Source organism: Micrococcus sp. HMSC31B01 (genome assembly GCF_001816085.1).
GTDB classification, from domain to species: Bacteria; Actinomycetota; Actinomycetes; order Actinomycetales; family Micrococcaceae; genus Micrococcus; species Micrococcus luteus.
Window position 1 is genome coordinate 1 of sequence record NZ_KV825164.1, and the last position, 2810, is coordinate 2810.

3 protein-coding genes are annotated in these 2810 nt (G+C 72.8%); 1 reads left to right on the forward strand and 2 read right to left on the reverse strand.

The features are described from left to right. Positions 1-553: glycerophosphodiester phosphodiesterase family protein (locus tag HMPREF3105_RS07240; protein WP_070709069.1), on the reverse strand; the 553-nt coding region annotated here is incomplete at its 3' end. Positions 554-684: 131 nt separating this feature from the next. Next, the gene (locus HMPREF3105_RS07245) at positions 685-1143 is read right to left on the reverse strand and encodes an Lrp/AsnC family transcriptional regulator (protein ID WP_036316550.1); all 459 of its coding nucleotides are present in this window, start codon (positions 1141-1143) and stop codon (positions 685-687) included. Between the two features lie 123 nt (positions 1144-1266). Between HMPREF3105_RS07245 and HMPREF3105_RS07250 the strand changes: the two genes are divergently transcribed. Continuing rightward, entirely contained in the window at positions 1267-2697 is a 1431-nt protein-coding gene (locus tag HMPREF3105_RS07250) for a DUF6421 family protein (RefSeq protein WP_070709070.1), read from the forward strand. The last annotated feature ends 113 nt before the right edge of the window (positions 2698-2810 follow it).

A 2810-nucleotide genomic window follows, 5' to 3' on the forward strand; every position in this document is an offset into this window, starting at 1 on the left:
CGATGGCGGCCGCCCCGCCCGACGTCGCCACCCGCTCCGGCCCGTACGCCCGCTCGGGGTGGCCGAGGCGGGCGAGAGCGCGTCGGAAGAGGCGGCGCCGCGAGTCGTGGAACGAGGCGACGAGCACGCGGTCCCAGGCGCCGTGCTCGGCGAGGATGCGGGCCAGGGCCGGGGCCGACGCGCGGTCCTTGAGGTCCACGTTGAGGCGCGCCTCGGGGAGCGCCGTGAGCAGCTCGGTGAAGCGCAGCAGCGGCTCCCCGCCGACCGTGACGTCCGCCAGCCGCTCCCACGTGTGGTCGCGCAGCCGGCCGCGGCCCGTGCTGACGCGGTCCAGAGTCTCGTCGTGGAACACGACGAGCTCGCCGTCCGCCGTGGTGCGCACGTCCAGCTCGAGGTAGGTGAACCCGGCGGCGTGGGCGTCAATGAACGCGGCCAGGGAGTTCTCCCGGTCGACGGCGGCGCCCCGGTGGGCGAACCCCAGGGGGTGGCCGCGACGGGCGGGGACGGAGTCGGTGAGGTAGGCGGGGGCGGGACGGGGCGAGGTCGGACGCACGGGATCACGGTAGCGGGGACGGACGACCGAGTGCCCGCTGCCGCAGCCGGGAACGCGAGAGGTCGGAATGAGCGTCAGACCCGCCCTCATTCCGACCACTCACGTGACAGGTGGGGCCGACGCGCCCGCCCTCAGTCCTCCGCCGGCAACTCCAGCATGGGGCGGTGCTCGTAGAAGGTCTGCAGCACCACGGTGGTCCGGGTGGACACCGACGCCGTCTGGCGGATCTCCGTCACGAGGGCCTCGAGCTCGCGTGGCGAGCCCACGCGCACGAAGAGCATGTACGCGGCGTCGCCGGCCACGGAGTGGCACGCCTCGATCGCCGCGATGGACTCGAGGAGCTCGGGGGCGTCGTCGGGCTGGCGCGGGTCCAGCGGGCTGATCTCGATGAACGCGGAGAGCGGCCTGCCCACGGCCTCGGGGTCGAGCAGCGCGCGGTAGCCCGTGATCACGCCCGTGCTCTCGAGCCGACGCAGGCGCGCCTGCACGGCGGAAGTCGAGAGGCCGACCCGCTCGGAGAGCTGGGCGAGCGTGGCGCGCGGGTCATGGGAGACGGCGGCCGCGAGCCGCGCGTCGACAGGGTCGTCCATGCGCCGCACGCTATCAGCCGGCCCCAGCCGCCGGGTTGACAGCCCCATGCCCTCATGGAACCCTTCCGGCAAGTGATTCGCGTCACCGGATATTTTCCGGCGCTTCGACCTCAGGAGGGTTCCATGTCCACCATTCTGCAGCCCGCCCGGACCGACGTCGTCGTCCCGGAGACCCCGGCCGACGCGCGCACCATCGAGACCCACCCGGCCTGGCTCCGCCTCAAGGCCGCCGCCACCGCCCTGCAGCCCCTGCAGGTCAAGGACGGCTCCATCCCGGACCCGGCGGACCACGCCGCCGCGCGTGAGCACGTGGAGACCATCGTCGCCGCCGTCGAGGAGCTCGCCCCGCTCTTCCCGCACGACGCCGCCTACCTCACCGCCCTGCCCCGCGACTTCGCCCGCTGGGCCGACGGCGGCTTCGCCGAGCCCGACTTCCTGGACTCCCTCGTCGCCTTCCAGCCGCAGGACCACCGTGTCGACGGCGTCCGGCACCTCGTGGTCTTCCCGATGTACACGCAGAACGGCTCCCCCGACCGGCACGTGGAGGCCCTCGTCGTCGAGACCATCTGGCCCGAGTTCATCGCCGCACTGGAGGCCGGCGACTACGGCAACCGCCTCTTCCTCTCCCTGCGCCTGATCGACTTCACCCCCGGCTACGACACGAACTCCGCCGTGCTCTTCCCCGAGACCGTGGCCATGCGCGAGATCCCCACCTTCACGTGGGGCGCCATCTTCCAGGACCGCGAGGCCGCCCGCTTCCGCCGGGTCGTCACCGCCGCCGCCGAGATCACCCAGCTCGAGCTCCCGGCCGAGCTCGCCGAACTGCTCTCCAGCCAGGAGCTCGCCGAGGGCACCTTCGTGATGTGGGACCTCATCCACGACCGCACGCACATGCGCGGCGATCTGCCCTTCGACCCGTTCATGATCAAGCAGCGCATGCCCTTCTTCCTCTACACGCTCGAGGAGATGCGCTGCGACATGACCGCCTTCCGCGAGTGCGTGGCGATCGAGCGCCGCCTCACGGCGCGCGCCGCCGCCGGTGAGCAGCTCACCGCGCTCGAGGAGCAGACCCGCCGCCACGCCGGGCTCGTGCAGCACGCCGTCCTCTTCGACCGCGTCTTCCGCTTCGCCCTCACCGGCTCCCGCGTCCGCAACTACGACGGCCTCGGCGGCCAGCTGCTCTTCGCCTGGCTGCACCGCAAGGACGTGATCCAGTGGCGCGACGTCGAGCTCAGCGTGGACTGGGACCGGCTCGCCAACGCCGTCGTCGAGCTGGGCGACGCCATCGACACGCTCTACTGGGAGTCCATCGACCGCCCCAAGACCGTGCACTGGCTCCAGGCCTACGAGCTCGTCGCCTCCGTGGTCACCCCGCACCCGGCCTCCGTGTGGGCGCAGGGCCTGCCGCGCGAGGTGCTCGCCGGCCCGCCCAAGGGCTACACCGACCTCGTGCTCGACGACGAGTTCCCGCTGTCCATGTTCTTCGAGGCCCTCGAGAAGAAGATGTGCGGCGTCATCGAGTCCACCGCCGGGATCCGCGGCACGGACGCCTGACCCGTGGCCGCCCTGACCGACCGCGCCGTCCTGATCGCGGGCGCCACGAGCGCCTCGGGCCGGGCCGCCGCCCGCACCCTCCTCGACGCCGGCGCGCACGTCGTCGCGACCGG